Here is an 18,827-nt window from a genome sequence, read left to right on the forward strand (position 1 = left end):
AGAAACGGAGCGAGGAAGCTGGAGGTTATGGCCCCGGCGACAGGGCCGGCAAAGGCGCGCATCCTGGCCGTGGATGACGACGAGCGCAATCTGCTGGCGATCGGCGAGGTTCTGGCCCCTGTCGGCGAAGTCGTCTGCGTGCAGTCGGGCGAAGAGGCGCTGCGCGCTCTGCTGAAAGAGGATTTCGCAGTCATCCTGCTGGATGTGCTGATGCCTCGGCTGGACGGCTACGAGACCGCTGGATTGATTCGCCAGCGCGAGCAATCCAGGCGAACGCCGATAATCTTTCTCACCGCCATCAACAAGGAAGACGCCCACATGCTGCGCGGCTATGACGCCGGCGCGGTGGATTACGTGTTCAAGCCCTTCGACCCGGCCATGCTGCGTTCCAAGGTAGCCGTGTTCGTCGAACTTCATGAGAAGACGCTCGAAATCCAGCAAAAGGCGGCTGCCGAGCAACGGCTGCTGGCCCAGGCACTGCAGGCGCAGCAGGAAAAACTCGAGGCCGAGCGGGCGCTGCGTAGCGCCCAGGAGCGGCAGCATGCCATTTTGAGCTCTCTTCCGGTCTGCTTCCACGCAAGGGCGGCGGAGCCGCCGTTCGGCGCCAGCTTTGTCACCGAAGGGGTCGAACGCTTGACCGGCTTTCCTGCCGAACGGCTGACCTCCGATCCAGGCTTCGGCCTAAGCCGGGTTCATCCCGACGATCTGCCGAGAGTGAGGCAAGCCCTGCTCGCAGCCAAGGCCATCGGCTCCTACACCTGCGAATTCCGCTGGCAATGCGCCGACGGCAATTACCGGATTTTCCTCGACCAGGGCGTCCTGTCGAACGGTTCCGATGGCCAGAGGCCCGAGATCCTCGGCACATTGCTGGACGTTACCGAGCGGCGCGAGCTTGAGAACCAGCTGCTGCAATCGCAGCGCCTCGACGCGATTGGCAAGCTTACCGGCGGCCTGGCGCATGATTTCAACAATCTGCTTGCCGCAATTCTCAGCGGATTGGGATTGCTCGAGCGCCACGCCGAGTTCGATGGACAGGCCAGGCAAGTTCTGGAACTGACGCGCCGGTCGGCAAAACAAGGCGCCGAGCTCGTCAACCGCATGCTTGCGTTCTCGCGCCGCCAGACACTGAGGCCGCAGGCCGTGCGCCTCGCTGCGCTTGGCGGCACCATGAACGGGTTGGTGGCCCCGGTTCTGGGCGGCCTGATCCGTTTCGATTGGCTTGTCGACGACACGGTGTGGCCGGCGCATGTCGATGCCGGCCAGCTGGAGCTGGCGCTGATGAACCTGGTTTTCAACGCGCGCGATGCCATGCCGTCCGGCGGCACGATAATCGTGGAGGCGCAAAATCGAACGCTAGGCAGTGCAGCCGAGGATATTTCGGCGGGCGACTATGTCGTGGTCACCGTCAAGGATACGGGGTCGGGCATACCGGCCGACATTCTCGCCAAGGTCGTCGAACCGTTCTTCACCACAAAACCGGTCGGCAAGGGCACTGGCCTCGGTCTGAGCACGGTGCATGGCTTCGTCAAGCAATCGGGCGGCACGCTCCGCATTGAGAGCACCGTCGGCAGTGGAACATCCGTCCAGCTCTGGCTGCCGCGTTCAATCGAGCGCCCGGTGGAAATCGCCGACAAGTCCGATGCCGACAACACCGTCGTGAATGCCGGCGAGGACTATCCGTCGGTCCTGCTGATTGACGACAGCAATGTACTGCGGGAACTGACGGCGCAATCGCTTCGCCAACATGGCTTTGCGGTTACCTGCGCCGGGGGCGGTGCGGAAGCGCTGGCGATGATCGAGCGGGCGCCGTACGATTTCGATGTCATCGTCACCGATTTTGCCATGCCGCTCGTCTCGGGGCTCGAGGTCATCCGGTTCGCCCGCAATCTGCGGTCCGATTGGCCGGCGGTGATGATAACCGGATATGCCGACGCCGACGCGATCGCCGACCGGCCCCCCGACGTGCCGCTGCTCGGCAAACCGCTGCGCGAAAAGGACCTGATGGAGAGCATTCTTGCAGCGGCTGCGCGCGCCGGATCGCCGAGGACCAAGCAGGCCAGCCGGTGAAAGGCGGACCATTGGAACCTGATCCATGGGTTGCCGTTGGGTAGGTCTCTGGCTGCGCTAGGATCGGAGGAGAGACTGATGGCGACAGCGGACTGGCCTCTTCCTGAACGCTTCACTTTTCAAGGGAACTCGATCGCCTGGGGCGCGATGGGCGAGGGCTCACCCGCGGTATTGCTGCATGGCACGCCTTTCTCATCGTCGGCATGGCGTAGAATTGCGCCTTTGCTCGGCCAACAGAGGCGAATCTATTGCTTTGACATGCTCGGCTATGGTCGATCTGATAAACCCGATAGCGACGTGTCTCGTGGCATTCAGAAGAGCTTTTCGCGGCCCTTTACGATCATTGGGGCCTGCGTGCCCCCGATGTCGTCGCGCATGATTTCGGCGGCTCAACAGCGTTACGCGGTCATTTGCTCAATGGGCTCGACTATCGGTCGCTGGTGCTGATCGATCCGGTCGCAATCAGCCCGCAAGGCTCACCACTTGTTCAGGCCGCCAAGAAACACGAGGCGGTCTTTTCCGGCCTTCCGCACTACATTCATGAAGCAATCCTGCGCGCCTACATCGGCGCCGCCGTAGCGAATGCGCTGCGCGAGGAAGAGATGGCGCTCTACCTCGCGCCGTGGCTGGGAGCCGAAGGTCAAAAAGCTTTCTGGCGCCAGGTCGCTCAGATGGATGACAAATACTCGCAAGAGGTCGAGTGGCGCTACGGCGAGATTCGTTGCCCCGTTGCCATCCTGTGGGGCGAGGACGACCAGTGGATTCCCATCGATGACGGTCGCGAGCTCGCGCGCCGCATTTCGAGTGCTTCCTTCCATGTCGTGCCGAACGCGAAGCATCTTATGCAGGAGGACGCGCCGGAAGCGATCGTGGCGACAGTGCTTGGCTTCTGGCGAGACCTGGAGGAGCGGGCAAATGTCCGCAAAAAACCGGCTTCGGCCGCTCGATCTCCATCGCGTCAATGAAGGCTTTGGGCGATCGGTTTGATCCGGTTGCCGATGCCAAGGACAGGAATCCACCCCTTAGCGGCAGTCTCGAATCGAAACGGTACGTTTCGTATCTTTGACCCTAGCAGCATCCAGCCTGTGCGCAACACGGAGCGCCGGCCATGGCGCGCTCGACGGGCTGTGATGCGGTTGATAAGCCCTCTCCCCAAGGAGAGTCGGACATGACCGTTGCGATCGAGATGGGCCAGACGAGCGCGGGCGCCCCGGCGGCGCTGGATCTTGAGGAACTGCTGGCGACGCGGCTTCTGGTGCAGGGCAATTCGGGTTCCGGCAAATCCCATCTGCTGCGCCGGCTCTTGGAGCAGAGTGCGCCCTGGGTACAGCAGACCATCATCGATCCCGAAGGCGACTTCGTCACGCTTGGCGACCGTTTCGGCCATCTGGTGATCGATGCCGAGGAGCATACCGAGCGCGGCCTGCAGAGCGCCGGCGAGCGGGCGCGCATCCACCGCGTCTCCACGGTGCTCAATCTCGAAGGGCTCGACGCCGAGAACCCGATGCGGCGCGCCGCCGCCTTTCTCGGCGGGCTGTTCGAGGTCGCCCGCGACCACTGGTATCCGATGCTGGTGGTGGTAGACGAGGCGCAGCTGTTCGCGCCGGCGGTTGCCGGCGAGGTTTCCGACGAGGCGCGCAAACTCTCGCTCGGCGCCATGACCAATTTGATGTGCCGTGGCCGCAAGCGCGGGCTGGCCGGCATCATCGCCACCCAGCGGCTGGCCAAGCTCGCCAAGAACGTCGCCGCCGAGGCTTCCAATTTCCTCATGGGCCGGACTTTTCTGGACATCGACATGGCGCGCGCCGCCGATCTTCTCGGCATGGAGCGGCGCCAGGCGGAGGCTTTTCGCGACCTCGAGCGCGGGCAGTTCATGGCGCTCGGCCCGGCGCTGTCGCGCCGTCCGCTCGGTCTGCGCATCGGCCCGACCGATACGAGTCCGCGCAACGCGACCCCGCGCCTGATGCCGCTGCCGGAATCGGCGCTGGAGGATGCCCGCGCGATCATCCTGGCGGCCCCGCCGCCGGAAACCGTCCGGCCGCAGCGCCGCTCCTCGCCGGACCTGCTCGATCAGCTGATGGCGGCGAAATCGGCGGCGCTGGAAATCCGCCCCGAACCGGTGGAGCCGCCGATCAGCGCCGAGGATCTGGCGGAGCGGCGCGAGCGCGTCGACCGGGTGCTGCGCGCCGTGCTGGCGCAGCCCGATGCCGGCTTCCGCGTCATCGGCGTGCTCTATCAGGAGTTCGTCGTCCGCTGCCGCATAGAAGGCCTCGCCTCGGTCGTGCCGGACCTGCCGGAGTTCCGCCGCATGCTGACGCGCGCCCGCGCCGGGCTCGGCTCCGACATGATAGGCGACGATGCCTGGCAGGACGTCTCGGCGCGCGCCTCGCTGCTGCCCGAGGACATGCAAGGCGTCTTCATGATGATCGCCCGCGCGGCGAAGGAAGGCTGGCCCTGCCCGAGCGACGCCGCGATCGCCCGCGCCTACGGCTCGCACTCGCTACGCCGCGCACGGCGCCTGCTGACCTATATCGAGGAGCAGAGGCTGATTGTGTGTCAGCTTGACGGGGGCGGACGGCGGACGGTGACGCTCGTGGAGCTGGCCTGGGCGACGGCGCCGGGCGATCCGAATGCGGTGGAGGCGGAGCAGCGGAGTGCGGTGGGGTGAGGCGGCGGCCGAGCGCGGTCTTCATCATACGACGACGATTGGCGCGACGCAGATCCGCTATTGTAAGTTGTTCGACGCTACAGCACTCCCTCTTGCCGACGGCGCTTTACATATCTTCTAAATTACCAGCGGGTCGGTTTGCCAATGAAGAGATCAGCCGCGATCAACTGACGAAGACAAGAAATACGGCAGGACTGTAGCGCAAATATCCGCCGAACCTACGCTACCTCCGCCGATTACCCCTTCGGTTCATTCTGTTGACATCTCCTGCTTCTGGAGAGATGGTAAGATACTACGCGGCGGCCCTTTTTCCGAAGATTTTATTCTGCAGCTTTATCAAAGGATTTTGGCAATGCGTTTGTCTCGATCGCGCCGACTTATGGCCATCGCTTTGACGGCAATCGCAGCCGTCACGCTTCCCTCTTATGGACATGCCGAGGACAAGCTGCTGACGGAAGCGGTGCAGTTCAACGGTACGATCCTGTATCTCTCCACCAAGGTGCCTGGCCTGATCTTCGGCGCCGTGCGCAACGGCGAGACGGCCTTGGCCGGTTTCGGCAAGATTGCCGACGGGAGTGAAAAAGTGCCCGACGGCGACACAATGTTCCGCATCGCGTCCGTGAGCAAAGTGTTCTGCGGCGGTGTGCTTTCCTCGCTGGCGATCGACGGCAAGGTACAACTCACCGACCGGCTGCAGGATCGCCTTGGCTGGGACGTCACGCTCCCGGAGAAGGACGGCCGCGCCCTCCGCCTGATCGATCTCGTCGCGCAAGCTTCCGGCCTTCCGCGGGAGGTGCCAGTGGCCGAGGCGCCCCCCTCAGACCCTTTCTCTACGAACACCAAAGAGGCGCAGATTGCCGCCCTCAAGGACAATCCGCTGCTGTTCGCGCCGGGCACCGCCGTTCTCTATTCGAACTTCGGATACGACCTCCTCGGAGCGGCGCTCGCTAATGTCTCTGGAAAGCCTTATGCCGAGGTCCTTCGAGAGCGTGTCCTCGATCCCCTCGGCATGAAAGACACGGTTTTCAACCCAAGACCGGAGGACGAGCCGCGCCTGATGCAGGGCCATAACTTCGACGGCAGCCCCATGCCAATCGTGCCGACGAGCACAGCCATGGAGTGCGCCGGTGGATTGTACTCGACCGCGGACGACCTGCTGCGCTGGATGAACTGGCATGTCGACAACAAGCCTTCCGCGGCCGACGCCGAGTTGCGCCTTTTGAACCACGCGGCTTTTTTGTACCGGGACGGGCTCGCGTCGGTGATGGGGCTGGATGACGGCGGGCCGATGGACGCCATGGGTCTCGGATGGGTCATCATGCTCCCTAACGAGCATCGCCCGCTCATCCTCCAGAAGAGCGGCGGCCTGCAAGGGATGTTTCTCTATGTTGCGATTGCACCGACACGCGGCGTCGGCGCTTTCTTCGTCATGAACGAATTCAATGCCGCCGGCTTCATGGCTGGGGTCAAGACGACGAACGATCTCGTCGCAGAGATCGCTCCACGCTGATTTTCGCGCTGATCGGGAGGACGTGCGCGATGATTGGCGCTATGGAGGGACCTGACGGACGGTATATTTCCCGGCAAGGCAAGCGCGACATCGGCTATTTCCGGCCGACCGCTTAGCCTCCTGAGGATGACCTTTGCCGGCTTCATCGCTGCTCACGGCCTGCTCATGCTGCGGCCAAGGTTCTGCCTCTCGCCTCTTCGGCATCCCGCTTTCGTAGCCGACCGCGAATGCCGCGCTGCTCGCAGTCCCGACACCATCAGCCGCCTCTTGGCGCAACCCGATGCCGGCTTCCGCGTCATCGGCGTGCTCTATCAGGAGTTCGTGGTCCGCTGCCGCATCGAGGGCCTCGCCGCGGTCGTGCCGGACCTGCCGGAGTTTCGCCGCATGCTGACCCGCGCCCGCGCCGGGCTCGGCTCCGACATGGCAGGCAACGACGCCTGGCAGGACGTCTCGGCGCGCGCCTCGCTGCTGCCCGAGGACATGCAAGGCGTGTTCATGATGATCGCCCGCGCCGCCAAGGAGGGCTGGCCCTGCCCAAGCGATGCCGCGATCGCCCGTGCCTACGGCTCGCACTCGCTACGCCGCGCCCGGCGCCTGCTGACCTACATCGAGGAGCAGGGGCTGATCGTGTGCCAGCTCGACGGGGTCGGGCGGCGGACGGTGACGCTGGTGGAGCTCGCCTGGGCGACGGCACCGGGCGATCCGAATGCGGCGGAGGCGGAGCAGGGGCGTGCCGTGGGGTGAAGCGGCGGGGCAGGCGCGCTGAGAAAGCGCCGCTGGATCAGGCCGGGGTGAAGTCTGCTTTGCGCCGCATTAACGTCATTCTCCATTCGAAGCGCTCAGGCCGGAAGCTGCCGTGCGGAAGGACGCCCAGTCATTGCCCGCAGCGGATAAGTTTGCAGCTGGACAATAATGGCCAGCCGGGGCGATCCCGGTATTTAGCGTTGCTTCGGCGAGTCAATACTGAGCCTGCGCTTACGCGTCATCCCTCTCGACAAGACCAACGGCTGGACGCGATCGAGCGCAGGCGGGTTCAGTTGGTGCTGGTTGTGGGGGTGAACCCGCACTGCTTCTGTTCCATATCGATCTGCTTCGTGATGCGGACGGCGTTCTGTGCGTAGGCCTCCGTCACGGAGCCACTATTCACGGTCTTGTCCTTCAGCGGACTCACGCCTGCGCAGAGGTGGAAAACATGCGGCTCGGTGGACTTCGCGGCTCCGTTTTCGGGCGCGATCCAGTAGACGACATCCTGACCGGCGGGGTGGCTCGCGTCCCGCGTCGCCGCCGCCACCGCGGCGGTGTCCGTCGCGATCGCCTGCGCCTGAGCGGCGACGTCGGGCGAACAGGCGGTGGTGGGCTGCCCCGACTTGATCTGAGCTGCGCATGCGTTCATATCCTGGGTGTACTGTTCGACCGATGGGGGTTTGAAACTGATCCCCATGACCGTCGCGAGCACGGCCAGCGCAGCGCCGAGGCCGCCGGCAACCTTCTTGGTCTGCGGATCCATGTTTTTGTCGGTGAGGATCAGGAAAACCAGCGGAAGGAAGGCAATCAGCGTGATGATTGCGCCGAGCTGGTTTTGGAAGAAGAACCTGGCCGCGTCGGATGCACGGGCCGGATCGTGCCTGTTGGCCGCCTTCCACAGCAAGTTGCCGGCGATTGCGAAAATCGCGATGCCGACCAGAAGGCCGATGATCAGCGGCAGGTGTCCCTGGTCGAACTTGTTCTGGCGAAGCAGAATAACCCCGTAGATCTCGCCGCCAATGGCGACGATCCACGAGAGTGCGGCGAAAAGGCGAAGACGCGTGGCGGAGGACTTCTGGCCCTGCGTCGCTTGCCAATCCTTGGTAACGTCTGGCTTGTTGTCGGTCATCGACCAGATCCCCTGATATCGACACTTCTGCGGGCGGCAACCCGCCCTGCGTAGCGTCATTGAACGATCGTCACCTGCCTTAGCGACGCGGCGAAAATGTGAACGCCACGGCAGGCCTCCCCATCCATATTGCGCATGAGTGAATCCGTCCATACCCACGGAGGCAGACGCCTATGCGGCGATGGCTCCGTTCTTCTTAATCTCTGGCTCGACGTGACGCTGCCTTCCCTCGCTTGCCTCGCTTCCCTGGCGATCCGGTAGAAGCCGCGGTAATCACAGGACCGGTCGAAAGCAACGTCGGCAGATCCGAACTGAGGCCGGATCGATGGTCAAGGACCTAAAAGCGGCCAGTCCGCTTACGTGAAAAGCAGCCATTCAGGATTTGGTCTGCGACGGTCGGCTTCGGGTCAAAAGCAGCTGGTGGTGTCGCGCCCCCTATCTCTCCTCCACAATCCGCAAACAGCCGCCGCCACAAACAGCACGATCAGCCCAACAAAATCCGCTTCGTTGTCGCCGACGGCATAGAGAAGGCGGTCAAAGCCGGTGCGGCTCAAGGTGAAGGCTGGTGCCGGCGCCCGGCGTCAAGTTGGTCGCTGCGGCCGTTGCCTCTAATGCCTCAGGCGGCGCCTGGACACCGGCTTTGTTTGCGTGAATCTCGCCATGCCGCATTGCACAATCGCGTCGCCTGCGCAAAATGCGGCATGATCCGCAAATCCCTCACTGTCCTGGTGATCGATGAAAACCACATCCGCGCTTCGATAATCGAAGCAGGACTGCGGGAGGCCGGGCATCGGCAGGTCACGGTCATCCATGACGTCGCCGGCATAGCACGGCGGATCGCCGAGATCGAACCCGACGTAATCGTCATCGACCTCGAAAATCCCAACCGCGACATGCTCGAAAACATGTTCCAGCTTTCGCGCGTGGTGAAGCGGCCGATCGCCATGTTCGTCGATCGCTCGGATCAGGCTTCGATCGAGGCAGCGGTGGAGGCGGGGGTCTCAGCCTATGTCGTCGACGGCCTGCGTCAGGAGCGGGTCAAGCCGATCCTCGACATGGCGATCAGCCGCTTTAACGCGTTTTCGCGCATGGCGCGCGAACTGGAAGAGGCCCGCAGCGAATTGGAAAGCCGCAAGGTGATCGATCGCGCCAAGGGCATATTGATGAAGTCGCGCGGCTTGTCGGAGGACGCGGCCTATACGCTGCTGCGCAAGACCGCCATGAACCAGAACCGCAAGATCGGCGAAATCGCCCAGAGCCTGGTGACGGCGGCAGGCCTTCTGGATTCCGAGGAGAGTTGACGATGGCGGCCGAGCACCGGATCAATGCTGGCTTCATGCCGCTCTTCGACAGCGCTGTCCTCGTTGCGGCAAAGGAAATCGGCTTCGCGCTGCGCGAAGGCATCGATCTGACGCTCAACCGGGAAACATCCTGGGCCAACATCCGTGACCGCATCGCCATCGGCCATTTCGATCTCGCGCATATGCTGGGGCCGATGCCGATCGCCTGCAATCTGGGGCTGACGCCGCTCGCCTCCGACACGGTCGTGCCGTTCTCGCTCGGCCTTGGCGGGAATTGCGTCACGGTTTCGAACGCGGTCTGGGCGGGCATGGCCGCGCACGGCGCCCGACCCGACCTCGATCCGGCGCGGGCCGGCAGGGCGTTGGGGGCGCTGATCCGCAAACGGGCGAATGCCGGCGGCGATCCGCTTCGCTTCGCCGTCGTCCATCCGCACTCCGGGCACAATTACGAACTGCGCTACTGGCTCGCCGCCTGCGGCATCGACCCGTCGCATGAGATCGAAATCGTCATCGTGCCGCCCCCCTTCATGGCGGACGCGCTCGCCGCCGGCAGGATCGACGGCTACTGCGTCGGCGAACCCTGGAACAGCGCCTCTGTCGTCGCCGGCACCGGCCATATCGCCACGGTCAAGGCGGCCATCTGGAAGACCAGCCCGGAGAAAGTCATCGGCGTGCGCAAGGCATGGGCGGAAAAACAGCCGGACGCGCTTTCGGCCCTGCTGCGCGCGCTGCATCATGCGGCGCGCTGGTGCCAGGATCCGGCAAACCGCGGCGAACTCACGGCCCTGATGGCGCAGCCGGCCCTCCTCGGCCTGGCGCCGGCGCTGCAGATGCCAATCCTCAGCGGTCATCTTGCGCTCGGCGGCGGCGCCGAACTGAGCGTCGGCGACTTCTTTCTGCCCTTCGACAAGGCGGCAAACTTCCCGTGGAAGAGCCATGCGCTGTGGTTCTACACGCAGATGGTGCGCTGGGGGCATGTCGCGCACACGCCGGAAAACCTCGCTGTTGCCCGCGACTGCTACCGCCCCGATCTCTACCGCTCGGCGTTGAAGCCGCTTGGCGTGGCGCTTCCCGGTGCCAATGCCAAGGTCGAGGGCGCGCTGAAGGCCGCGACTCCAGTTGGTTCGGCGGGGGCAAGCCTGGTGCTCGGTCCCGACGGGTTCTTCGATGGCCAGATCTTCGATCCCGACGAGATCGACGCCTACATTGCCGGCCAGAAATTGGCGCGCGCCGAAGCCTGATCATTTCCGCGCCATTCTTGTGCACTGCACAAAAAATGTGCGTGCAACTGCGCTAATGAACAATTCTTAGCTTGCGCGCCCAGCGGGCCGGCGCGCCGACGATTGTGGTATGTCATTGATCTAATTGATGTTTGCCATCCATTCCGAAACTGGCACGGTTCCTGCATTGCAATAGGCAGACTCTTCTCGGGGTCACGGAATACGCGTCCAATGGCGGGCGCTACAGGCAAAGCTGCCGCTCAGGTCAACACGCGATCCCGGATGACGGACGCGCGCGGCCTGGCTGGCGGCTTTTTGTTTTGGTCGAACACGCAATCGACGGCGCCGATCCCAAGCCGCGCCCAACCGGAGATGACGATGACGAAACGCACCAATAGCCATTCCGCCCAACCGGCGATCAGCCGCCGCGATTTCCTGAGGATCAGCGCGGCCACCGCGGCAACGCTGGCGGCGGCGCGTGCGCTGCTGCCCTCCGGCGCCTATGCGGCACCCGCCGCGCCGGAAGTCACCGGCGCCAAGCTCGGCTTCATTGCGCTGACCGATGCGGCACCGCTGATGATTGCCAAGGAAAAAGGCCTGTTCGAGAAATTCGGCATGCCCGATGTCGAGGTGCTCAAGCAGGCCTCGTGGGGCGCAACGCGCGACAATCTGGTGCTCGGCGGCGAAGCCAACGGCATTGACGGTGCCCATATCCTGACGCCGATGCCCTATTTGATGCACACCGGCAAGGTGACGCAGAACAAACAGCCGCTGCCGATGGCGATCGTGGCCCGGCTCAACTACGACTGCCAGGGCATTTCCGTCGCCCAGGAATATGCCGCCACCGGCGTCGGCCTCGATGCCTCAAAGCTGAAGGAAGCCTTCGCCGCCAAGAAGGCCGCGGGCAAGGAGGTCAAGGCCGCCATGACCTTCCCGGGCGGAACGCACGACCTCTGGCTGCGCTACTGGCTGGCTGCCGGCGGCATCGATCCCGACAAGGATGTCTCGACCATCGTCGTGCCGCCGCCGCAGATGGTCGCCAACATGAAGGTCGGCAACATGGACGTGTTCTGCGTCGGCGAGCCATGGAACGAGCAGCTCGTCCATCAGGGCGTCGGCTTCACCGCCGCCACCACCGGCGAACTGTGGAAGGGCCATCCGGAAAAGGCGCTCGGCCTGCGCGCCGCCTTCATCGACAAATATCCGAACGCCACCAAGGCGATCCTGATGGCCGTCATGGAGGCCCAGCAATGGTGCGAGGCAAAAGAAAACAAGGACGAGATGGCCGCCATCATCGGCAAGCGGCAGTGGATGAACGTGCCGACCGCCGACATCATCGGCCGCCTCAAGGGCGACATCAACTACGGCAATGGCCGCGTCGCCAACGGCACCGATCTCTACATGAAGTTCTGGCAGGGCGGCGTGTCCTATCCCTTCAAGAGCCACGACAGCTGGTTCCTCGCCGAGAACATCCGCTGGGGCAAGTTCGCGCCGACCACCGACATCAAAGCACTGGTCGGCCAGGTCAACCGTGAGGATCTGTGGCGCGAGGCGGCCAAGGATCTTGGTGTCGCCGCGGCCGATATTCCGGCGTCTTCGTCGCGCGGCACCGAAACCTTCTTCGACGGCAAGATCTTCGATCCGGAGAATCCGTCGGCCTATCTCGACAGCCTGAAGATCAAGGCGTCGGCCTGAGCCCGACATAGATGCGCGACAGTGCGTTGGCAACGCCGCCCGTTGTGCATGTGCTGCCAAGGAGTTTTCGAGAAATGTCTATCCAAGCCATCGAGGACAGCAAGGTGAAGCCGTTCCCCGCGCCGGCCAAGCCCGCCGAGGTCATCGCTTTCACCGCCAGGGCGCGGCGCCGCTTCGACCCGGCCGCGATCGCCGGCAAGCTGGCCAGCACGCTGGTGCCGCCGGTCATTGTCATCACCATCATGCTCGTCGTCTGGCAGGTCGCCTGTTCGTCGCCCACAGCCAGCCTGCCACCGCCAAGCCAGGTGTGGAACGAGGCCTATGACCTGATCGCCCATCCGTTCTTCGACAACGGCCCGCAGGATATCGGGCTCGCCTGGCGGGTGCTGATCTCGCTGCAGCGCGTCGCCGTCGGCTTCGGCCTTGCGGCGATCGTCGGCGTTGCGCTCGGCGCGCTTGTCGGTCAGTCGATCTGGGCGATGCGCGGCCTCGATCCGGTGTTCCAGATCCTGCGCACGGTGCCGCCGCTCGCCTGGCTGCCGCTGTCGCTGGCGGCGTTCCGCGATTCCAGCCCGTCGGCGATCTTCGTCATCTTCATCACCTCGATCTGGCCCATCATCATCAACACCGCGGTCGGCGTCCGCAACATCCCTGAGGACTACCGCAACGTCTCCCGCATCCTCAGGCTCAACCAGTTCGAATTCTTCGTGAAGATCATGGTGCCGGCAGCTGCACCTTACATTTTCACCGGCCTGCGCATCGGCATCGGTCTGTCCTGGCTCGCCATCGTCGCCGCCGAAATGCTGACCGGCGGCGTCGGCATCGGCTTCTTCATCTGGGACGCGTGGAACTCATCGCGGCTGCCCGACATCATCGTCGCGCTCGCCTATATCGGCGTCACCGGCTTCTGCCTCGACCGCCTGGTCGCGGCGGTCGGCGTCTTCGTCACCCGCGGCACAACGGCAAAGTGAGGAGAGGGACGATGACGGCCTATCTGAAACTCGACCACATCGACAAATCCTTCGCCCGCGGCAGCCAGGTCAGCGACGTGCTGAAGGACATCCGGCTGACCATCGACAAAGGTGAATTCGTCTCGATCATCGGCCATTCAGGCTGCGGCAAGTCGACCTTGCTCAACCTGATCGCCGGCCTGACCAAGGTCTCGGCCGGCGCCGTGCTGCTCGAGGACACGGAAGTCGACAGCCCTGGCCCGGAACGCGCCGTGGTGTTCCAGAATCACTCGCTGCTGCCCTGGCTCACCGTCTACGAGAACATCAATTTGGCAGTCACGAAGGTCTTTGGCCGGAGCAAGAGCCGGGCCCAGCGGCATGAATGGATCATGCGCAATCTCGATCTCGTGCAGATGGCGCATGCCAAGGACAAACGTCCGGCCGAGATTTCGGGTGGCATGAAGCAGCGCGTCGGCATCGCCCGGGCGCTGGCCATGGAGCCGAAGATCCTGCTGCTCGACGAGCCCTTCGGCGCGCTCGACGCGCTGACGCGCGCCCATCTTCAGGACGCGGTGATGGATATCCATTCGAGGCTCGGCTCGACGACCGTCATGATCACCCACGATGTCGACGAGGCGGTGCTGTTGTCCGATCGCATCGTCATGATGACCAACGGCCCGGCGGCCACCATCGGCGAGGTTCTTCCCGTGCCGCTGGCCCGGCCGCGTCGGCGCATCGAGCTTTCCTCCGACCGCACCTTCCTGCGCTGCCGCGAGGCGGTGCTGAAATTCCTCTACGAACGCCACCGCTTCGTCGAAGCCGCGGAGTAAGGCAATAACCGGAAAACTCGTCATCATCATTGGCAATCTGCATCGGCAATGGGCAATCTACCGCATTGCACAAATATTATGCTGCTGTGCAAGGCATTCTGACTAATCTTTGATCCGCTGCCGAGCTTGGTCAAAAGTCGCGCGGCTGCGGTTCACATTGGTTTCATTCGATAATTCAGAGCGCTGTCGAATTGGCACGCTTCCTGCTTTTCAACATGTAGGTCCGCAAGGGCCAAGTGACACGGCGTCCAATGGCGGGCGCCACAGGCAAAGCTGCCGCTCAGGTCCACACGCGCTCCCGGAACCCGGACGCGAAGACCTGGCCGGCGGCTTTTTTGTTTTGACGCAATCGACGGCGCTGGTCCCAAGCGCCCAACCGGAGACGACGATGATGAAACGGATCGGAACTGGCGCGTCCCTCGCGGACTTCACGCGCCGCGATTTTCTGGCCGTCAGCGCGCTGAGGGCGATGCCGCGCCGCTGACAGTCGCGAACGAACAGCACAAGGGCGGTGCTTCCCACGCCGCAAACCGGAGCCAGAAAATGACCGCAAATCTCCCAGCCGCGCCCAGCCAGGACAGTGCTCCCCGGCAGGCGCTTGTCATGTCCACCATCGCCTTCACCGTCTGCTTCGCGGTGTGGACGATCTTTTCAATCATCGGCGTGCGCATAAAGCAGGAGCTGGGGCTGAACGAGACGGAGTTCGGCCTGCTCGTCGGCACGCCGATCCTCACCGGCTCGCTCGTGCGTATGGTGCTCGGTGTCTGGACCGACCGTTTTGGCGGACGGCTGGTATACACCGCGACCATGCTTGCGGCGGCGGTCGCGACCTTTCTGCTCGCTTTTGCGCACACCTACGGGCAGATGCTGGTCGCTGCGCTGGGCGTCGGGCTCGCTGGCGGTTCCTTCGCCGTCGGTGTCGCCTATGTCTCGCGCTTCTTCCCGGCCGGCAAGCAGGGCACGGCGCTTGGCATTTTCGGTGTCGGCAATGTCGGCGCCGCGGTCACCAAGTTCCTGGCACCGTTCGTGCTTCTCTCCTGGGGCTGGCAGTCGGTCGCGCTGATCTGGGCGGCAGCACTCGTCGTCATGGCCGCCGTCTTCTGGTTCACGACCGGCGACGATCCGGTCATCCGCGAGCGCCGCGCCGGCAAGGCCGCGCCCTCGAGAAGCTTCTGGCAGGAGTTCGCGCCGCTCAAGAACCTGCAGGTCTGGCGCTTCGCCTTCTATTATTTCTTCGCCTTCGGTGCATTCGTGGCGCTCTCGCTATGGCTGCCCCGCTACCTGATCGGCGTCTACGGCTTCGGGCTTGCGACCGCCGGTATGATCGGCGCGGCCTATTCAATTCCGGCAAGTATTTTCCGCGCCTATGGCGGCGTGCTTTCCGACCGGATCGGCGCCCGCACCGTGCTCTACTGGACCTTCGCTGTCAGTGCCGCCGCGACTCTCGTTCTGTCTCTCCCCTCGGCAGACTACGTCGTGCGCGGTGTCAGCGGGCCGATCGCCTTCCATTTCGAGGTCGGCCCGCTCGCCTTCATAGCCGTTGCCTGTGTGCTCGGCTTCTTCATGAGCCTTGGCAAGGCTGCCGTCTACAAGCACATCCCGGCTTACTATCCGCAGAGTGTCGGCGCGGTCGGCGGCGTTGTCGGCATGATTGGCGGGCTCGGCGGCTTTATCCTGCCAATCGTCTTCGGCGCGCTCAACGACCTCACCGGCGTCTGGTCGAGCTGCTTCATGCTGCTCTTCGTCATCGTCGCCACCTGCTTTGCCTGGATGCATTTTTCCATCCGGCGGATGGAGCGCACGGCGTCTGACGAAGCTTCAGGCCTTTCCTACGCGGCTGAGTGAGACCGGAGTGGATCAGGATATGACCGAGAAACTCGTTATCATTGGCAACGGCATGGCCCCCGGGCGCATGCTGGAGCACCTCCTGGAAAAGGCGCCTGGGCGCTACCAGGTCACCATCTTCAACGCCGAGCCGCGCGTGAACTACGACCGCATCATGCTGTCGCCGGTTCTGTCGGGCGAAAAGGCCTATGAAGAGATCATCATCCATGGCGACGGCTGGTACATCAAGCACGGCATCACCCTCTACAAGGGCCACAAGATCGTCGCCATCGACCGGCAGGCAAAGACCGTCACCTCCGATCATGGCGTGACCGAGCCCTATGACAAACTCGTCATCGCCACCGGCTCGGTGCCGTTTATCATTCCGGTGCCGGGCCATGACCTGCCGGGCGTGCTCACGTATCGCGATCTGGACGACGTCCGGGCCATGATGCTTGCCGCCCAGTCGCGGGCCAAGGCTGTGGTCATTGGCGGCGGCCTGCTCGGGCTCGAGGCAGCAGCGGGCTTGAATGCGCAAGGCATGGACGTCACCGTGCTGCATGTCATGCCGACGCTGATGGAGCGTCAGCTCGATCCGGCCGCCGGATATCTCCTGCAGCGCGCCGTCGAGCAGCGCGGCATCAAGGTCATCACCAAGGCCAACACCCAGGCGATCACCGGCAACGGCAAGGTCGAGCGGGTGGAGCTTGCCGACGGCACTGTCATTCCCGCAACGCTCGTCGTCATGGCCGTGGGCATCAGGCCGAACGCGGTCCTGGCGAAGGAAGCCGGCATTGCCGTCAATCGCGGCATTGTCGTCGACGCCGGCATGCGCAGCAACGATCCCGACATCTATGCAATCGGCGAATGCGCCGAGGTCAACGGCCAGGTCTACGGGCTGGTCGCGCCGCTCTACGAGATGGCGCGCGTCGCCGCCAGCCATCTGGCCGGCAATGAGGCAGCGGCTTTCGTCCACATGGACACGCCGACCAAGCTCAAGGTCACCGGCATCGAACTGTTCTCGCTCGGCGACTTCGCCGAGGGCGATGACCGCCAGGAGATCGTGCTGCGCGATGCGGCGGCCGGCGTCTACAAGCGCCTGGTGCTCAAGGACGACCGCATCATCGGCACAGTGCTCTACGGCGAGACGGCCGACGGCGCCTGGTTCAACGACCTCAAGAAGAAGCAGACCGATATATCCGAGATGCGCGATACGCTCATCTTCGGCCAGTCCTACCAGGGAGGCGCCCCCCTGGACCCTATGGCGGCCGTTGCAGCCTTGCCGGATGATGCGGAAATCTGCGGTTGCAACGGCGTATGCAAGGGAAAGATCACCGGCGCGATCACGGCCAAGGGCCTGACCTCGCTCGACGACGTGCGCGCGCACACCAAGGCGTCTGCCTCCTGCGGCTCGTGCACCGGACTGGTCGAGAAGTTGATGGTGCTGACCATCGGCGACAAATACAACCCCGCGGCGGTCCAGCCGATGTGCAGTTGCACCGCGCTTGGTCATGACGAGGTCCGCCGGCTGATCAAGGCCAAGGGCCTGAAGACCATTCCCGCCGTCATGCAGGAGTTGGAATGGAAGACCTCCTGCGGCTGCGCCAAATGCCGGCCGGCGCTAAACTATTATCTCGTCTGCGACTGGCCCGACGAATACGCCGACGACTACCAGTCGCGCTTCATCAACGAGCGCGTTCACGCCAACATCCAGAAGGACGGCACCTATTCGGTGGTGCCGCGCATGTGGGGCGGCGTCACCAACGCCGCCGAATTGCGCGCCATCGCCGACGTCGTCGACAAGTTCGAGATCCCGATGGTCAAGGTCACCGGCGGCCAGCGCATCGACATGCTCGGCATCCGCAAGGAAGACCTGCCGGCGGTGTGGGCCGATCTCGGCCAGGCTGGCTTCGTCTCCGGCCACGCCTATGCCAAGGGGCTGCGCACCGTAAAGACCTGCGTCGGTTCCGACTGGTGCCGCTTCGGCACGCAGGATTCGACCGGTTTGGGCATCCGTATCGAAAAATTCATGTGGGGCTCGTGGACCCCTGCCAAGGTCAAGATGGCGGTATCGGGCTGTCCGCGAAACTGTGCCGAGGCGACCTGCAAGGATGTCGGCGTGATCTGCGTCGATAGCGGCTACGAGATCCATTTCGCCGGCGCCGCCGGGCTCGACATCAAGGGCACCGAAGTGCTCGGCCTGGTCAAGACCGAGGACGAGGCGCTGGAGCATATCGTGGCGTTGACGCAGATGTATCGCGAGCAGGGCCGCTATCTCGAGCGTATCTACAAATGGGCCAAGCGCGTCGGCATCGCCGAGATCAAGCGCCAGATCATGGACGATGGCGAGAAGCGCAAGGCCTATTTCGCGCGCTTCGTCTTCTCGCAGAAATTCGCCCAGGTCGACCCGTGGTCGGAACGTGCTTCCGGCAAGGACAAGCATGAATTCCGGCCGATGGCTTCGGTCGGCTTTGCGCAGGCGGCGGAGTAGGCGCGTGTTCCCGAAAAGTGGAATGCGGTTTCCGGACAAGAACACGCGCAAAAGAGGAATAGCCACATGAATTGGGTATCCATCGGCACGCTCTCGGACATTCCGCGTCGCGGTGCGCGCTGCGTCGCCACACCCGAAGGAAAGATCGCCGTCTTTCGCACGGCCGACGATCAAGTCTTCGCCATCGACGACCATTGCCCGCACAAGGGTGGGCCACTCAGCCAGGGCATCGTCCATGGCACGGCGGTGACCTGTCCTTTGCACAATTGGGTGATCTCGCTCGAGACAGGCAAGGCGCTCGGCGCCGACGAGGGCGTGGTGCGCACCATTCCGGTGCGGATCGACGGCGAGCGGCTGTTCATTGCGCTGGAAGCGCTGGCCAGCCGCGCGGCGTGAAC

The 18,827-nt window shown here is 63.8% G+C and carries 15 protein-coding genes and 1 pseudogene; 14 read left to right on the forward strand and 2 right to left on the reverse strand.

Features of this window, described 5'->3' with window-relative positions:
- Positions 1-27 precede the first annotated feature (27 nt).
- The 6 genes and pseudogenes from NKH01_RS11545 to NKH01_RS11570 form a co-directional block, all read left to right on the forward strand.
- On the forward strand, positions 28-2,067 hold the full coding sequence (locus NKH01_RS11545) for a PAS domain-containing hybrid sensor histidine kinase/response regulator (protein WP_353020252.1): 2,040 nt from the start codon (positions 28-30) through the stop codon (positions 2,065-2,067).
- A 78-nt stretch (positions 2,068-2,145) separates the two neighbouring features.
- On the forward strand, positions 2,146-2,514 hold the full coding sequence (locus tag NKH01_RS11550; RefSeq protein WP_353020253.1) for an alpha/beta hydrolase: 369 nt from the start codon (positions 2,146-2,148) through the stop codon (positions 2,512-2,514).
- Positions 2,418-3,032 carry an alpha/beta fold hydrolase gene (locus tag NKH01_RS11555; RefSeq protein ID WP_353020378.1) on the forward strand — a complete coding sequence of 205 codons (615 nt, stop codon included), beginning with the start codon at positions 2,418-2,420 and terminating at the stop codon, positions 3,030-3,032. Before NKH01_RS11550 ends, NKH01_RS11555 begins: the two co-directional genes overlap by 97 nt.
- 203 nt (positions 3,033-3,235) lie before the next feature.
- Entirely contained in the window at positions 3,236-4,735 is a 1,500-nt protein-coding gene (locus NKH01_RS11560; RefSeq protein WP_353020255.1) for a helicase HerA domain-containing protein, read from the forward strand.
- Between the two features lie 379 nt (positions 4,736-5,114).
- A complete protein-coding gene (ampH, locus tag NKH01_RS11565) occupies positions 5,115-6,245 on the forward strand; it encodes a D-alanyl-D-alanine-carboxypeptidase/endopeptidase AmpH (protein ID WP_352847805.1) in 1,131 nt (376 codons plus the stop codon).
- Between the two features lie 267 nt (positions 6,246-6,512).
- A pseudogene (locus NKH01_RS11570) lies at positions 6,513-6,989 on the forward strand (ATP-binding protein); the annotation flags it as partial.
- A 289-nt stretch (positions 6,990-7,278) separates the two neighbouring features.
- On the opposite strand, the gene NKH01_RS11575 reads toward NKH01_RS11570, so the two are convergent.
- Both NKH01_RS11575 and NKH01_RS11580 read right to left on the reverse strand, forming a co-directional pair.
- The gene (locus NKH01_RS11575; RefSeq protein ID WP_023718009.1) at positions 7,279-8,118 is read right to left on the reverse strand and encodes a hypothetical protein; all 840 of its coding nucleotides are present in this window, start codon (positions 8,116-8,118) and stop codon (positions 7,279-7,281) included.
- 407 nt (positions 8,119-8,525) lie between these two features.
- Positions 8,526-8,672: a hypothetical protein gene (locus NKH01_RS11580; RefSeq protein WP_353020256.1), complete on the reverse strand. Its 147-nt coding sequence runs from the start codon at positions 8,670-8,672 to the stop codon at positions 8,526-8,528.
- 147 nt (positions 8,673-8,819) lie between these two features.
- Between NKH01_RS11580 and NKH01_RS11585 the strand changes: the two genes are divergently transcribed.
- The 8 genes from NKH01_RS11585 to nirD all read left to right on the forward strand — a co-directional run bounded on the left by NKH01_RS11585 (position 8,820) and on the right by nirD (position 18,825).
- Positions 8,820-9,419 (forward strand): ANTAR domain-containing response regulator, encoded by a 600-nt coding sequence (locus NKH01_RS11585; protein ID WP_353020257.1) that lies wholly within the window; start codon positions 8,820-8,822, stop codon positions 9,417-9,419.
- Between the two features lie 2 nt (positions 9,420-9,421).
- The gene (locus NKH01_RS11590) at positions 9,422-10,660 is read left to right on the forward strand and encodes a CmpA/NrtA family ABC transporter substrate-binding protein (protein WP_352483957.1); all 1,239 of its coding nucleotides are present in this window, start codon (positions 9,422-9,424) and stop codon (positions 10,658-10,660) included.
- A gap of 357 nt (positions 10,661-11,017) precedes the next feature.
- A complete protein-coding gene (locus tag NKH01_RS11595) occupies positions 11,018-12,334 on the forward strand; it encodes a CmpA/NrtA family ABC transporter substrate-binding protein (protein WP_352717849.1) in 1,317 nt (438 codons plus the stop codon).
- 74 nt (positions 12,335-12,408) lie between these two features.
- A complete protein-coding gene (gene ntrB / locus NKH01_RS11600) occupies positions 12,409-13,305 on the forward strand; it encodes a nitrate ABC transporter permease (RefSeq protein ID WP_352483959.1) in 897 nt (298 codons plus the stop codon).
- Between the two features lie 11 nt (positions 13,306-13,316).
- Positions 13,317-14,114, forward strand: coding sequence for an ABC transporter ATP-binding protein (locus NKH01_RS11605; RefSeq protein WP_352918860.1), 798 nt, complete (start codon positions 13,317-13,319; stop codon positions 14,112-14,114).
- Between the two features lie 543 nt (positions 14,115-14,657).
- Positions 14,658-15,959 (forward strand): MFS transporter, encoded by a 1,302-nt coding sequence (locus NKH01_RS11610; protein ID WP_352483961.1) that lies wholly within the window; start codon positions 14,658-14,660, stop codon positions 15,957-15,959.
- 19 nt (positions 15,960-15,978) lie between these two features.
- Entirely contained in the window at positions 15,979-18,429 is a 2,451-nt protein-coding gene (gene nirB / locus NKH01_RS11615; protein ID WP_023718002.1) for a nitrite reductase large subunit NirB, read from the forward strand.
- A gap of 66 nt (positions 18,430-18,495) precedes the next feature.
- A complete protein-coding gene (gene nirD / locus NKH01_RS11620) occupies positions 18,496-18,825 on the forward strand; it encodes a nitrite reductase small subunit NirD (RefSeq protein WP_352483963.1) in 330 nt (109 codons plus the stop codon).
- The last annotated feature ends 2 nt before the right edge of the window (positions 18,826-18,827 follow it).

It is taken from the genome of Mesorhizobium sp. M1403 (genome assembly GCF_040317695.1).
GTDB lineage: Bacteria > Pseudomonadota > Alphaproteobacteria > Rhizobiales > Rhizobiaceae > Mesorhizobium.

Excerpts from the sequence above, each read along its gene's own strand:
- NKH01_RS11545 (WP_353020252.1), top strand. The coding sequence starts at position 28 with ATGGCCCCGGCGACAGGGCCGGCAAAGGCGCGCATCCTGGCCGTGGAT.
- NKH01_RS11550 (WP_353020253.1), top strand. The coding sequence starts at position 2,146 with ATGGCGACAGCGGACTGGCCTCTTCCTGAACGCTTCACTTTTCAAGGG.
- NKH01_RS11560 (WP_353020255.1), top strand. The coding sequence starts at position 3,236 with ATGACCGTTGCGATCGAGATGGGCCAGACGAGCGCGGGCGCCCCGGCG.
- ampH (WP_352847805.1), top strand. The coding sequence starts at position 5,115 with ATGGCCATCGCTTTGACGGCAATCGCAGCCGTCACGCTTCCCTCTTAT.
- NKH01_RS11575 (WP_023718009.1), bottom strand. The coding sequence starts at position 8,118 with ATGACCGACAACAAGCCAGACGTTACCAAGGATTGGCAAGCGACGCAG.
- NKH01_RS11585 (WP_353020257.1), top strand. The coding sequence starts at position 8,820 with ATGATCCGCAAATCCCTCACTGTCCTGGTGATCGATGAAAACCACATC.
- NKH01_RS11590 (WP_352483957.1), top strand. The coding sequence starts at position 9,422 with ATGGCGGCCGAGCACCGGATCAATGCTGGCTTCATGCCGCTCTTCGAC.
- NKH01_RS11595 (WP_352717849.1), top strand. The coding sequence starts at position 11,018 with ATGACGAAACGCACCAATAGCCATTCCGCCCAACCGGCGATCAGCCGC.
- ntrB (WP_352483959.1), top strand. The coding sequence starts at position 12,409 with ATGTCTATCCAAGCCATCGAGGACAGCAAGGTGAAGCCGTTCCCCGCG.
- NKH01_RS11605 (WP_352918860.1), top strand. The coding sequence starts at position 13,317 with ATGACGGCCTATCTGAAACTCGACCACATCGACAAATCCTTCGCCCGC.
- NKH01_RS11610 (WP_352483961.1), top strand. The coding sequence starts at position 14,658 with ATGACCGCAAATCTCCCAGCCGCGCCCAGCCAGGACAGTGCTCCCCGG.
- nirB (WP_023718002.1), top strand. The coding sequence starts at position 15,979 with ATGACCGAGAAACTCGTTATCATTGGCAACGGCATGGCCCCCGGGCGC.
- nirD (WP_352483963.1), top strand. The coding sequence starts at position 18,496 with ATGAATTGGGTATCCATCGGCACGCTCTCGGACATTCCGCGTCGCGGT.